The 1,232-nt window shown below is 58.8% G+C and carries 1 protein-coding gene; it reads right to left on the bottom strand.

Annotated features, from left to right (window positions below; all coding sequences use genetic code 11):
- Positions 1-27: 27 nt before the first annotated feature.
- Positions 28-1,169 (bottom strand): IS3 family transposase gene (locus AWB83_RS35600; RefSeq protein ID WP_374729158.1). Its coding sequence is split into 2 segments (ribosomal slippage): positions 28-932 and positions 932-1,169, totalling 1,143 coding nucleotides; the frame shifts between segments, so codons are not numbered across the junction.
- Positions 1,170-1,232 lie beyond the last annotated feature (63 nt).

Below are 1,232 nucleotides of genomic sequence, written 5' to 3'. Positions count from 1 at the left end.
CTGGACCGGCCAGAGTTTCATAGACACTCACGAGCCGTTTAGCGCGTAGCGCCGCTCAAACTCTACAGGTGACAGGTCGCCGGCGAAACCATGCCGGCGAATCGGGTTGTAGAACATCTCAATGTAATCGAATACGTCCGTGGCAGCAGTAGCCCTGTTCGGGTAGATGCGCCGCTTAATTCGCTCCTTCTTCAACGCGCTGAAGAAGCTTTCGGCAACGGCGTTATCGTGGCAATTACCGCGACGACTCATGCTCGGCACCATATGGTGAGCCCTCAGGAATGACTGCCAGTCATCGCTGGTGAACTGACTGCCCTGATCCGAATGCACCATAACGCCGGGACCCGGTTTGCGTTTCCAGACTGCGGCCAGCAAAGCCTGCAATACCAGGTCGCTGGTCATCGTTGATCGCGTGGCCCAGCCGACGATCTGACGCGAGTACAGATCCATGACCGCCGCCAGATACAGCCAGCCTTCATAGGTTCGGATGTACGTGATGTCGGTGACCCAGACCCTGTTCGGCGCGTCGGGGGCGAACTCCCGATTCAGGACATTGGCCACCACGCCGACCGGACCGCCACGATGCCGAGGCTTGCTGCCGTAGCCAACCTCGGCGCGCAATCCGTCTGTCCGCATTAACCGGAGCACGCGGTGACGACTGCACGTCTCGCCCGATTCTCGCAAATCCATCGTGATTTTGCGGTAACCGTAGACGCCGCCGCTGGTCAGCCAATGATGCTTGATCAGACCCAGCAGCCGGTCGTCCTCGCGCTTGCGCGCACTGCCCGACTGACGCTGCCAAACGTAATAGCCGCTGCGATGAACGCCAAGCACTCGGCACATCGTACGCAGACAATACTCGTTGATATGGGCCCGCATGAATGCGTACCTTGCCGTCATCCCTTTGCAAAGTACGCGGCGGCCTTTTTTAGAATGTCGCGCTCCTCGGTCACCCGCTTGAGTTCGGCCTTCAGTCGCCGCACCTCGGCGCTCTGGTCCAGTTCAGCCTGGCGCACGACATCTGGCTTATCGAACTTCGCCCGCCAGGCATATAGGCTGTGCGTCGTAATGCCCAAACGCTGGGCAACATCTGCAACCGAATGACCACGCTCGGTGACTTGCTTGACTGCTTCGATCTTGAACTCATCCGTGTACCGCTTGCCGCTCATATCGACCTCCTCGGTTGCCATAAATTATGGCTCGAAGATGTCTACGAAAGGCTGGCCGGTCCA

The organism is Caballeronia ptereochthonis (assembly GCF_001545075.1).
Classification (GTDB): Bacteria; Pseudomonadota; Gammaproteobacteria; order Burkholderiales; family Burkholderiaceae; genus Caballeronia; species Caballeronia ptereochthonis.
This window is presented reverse-complemented; position numbering and strand designations above follow the sequence as displayed.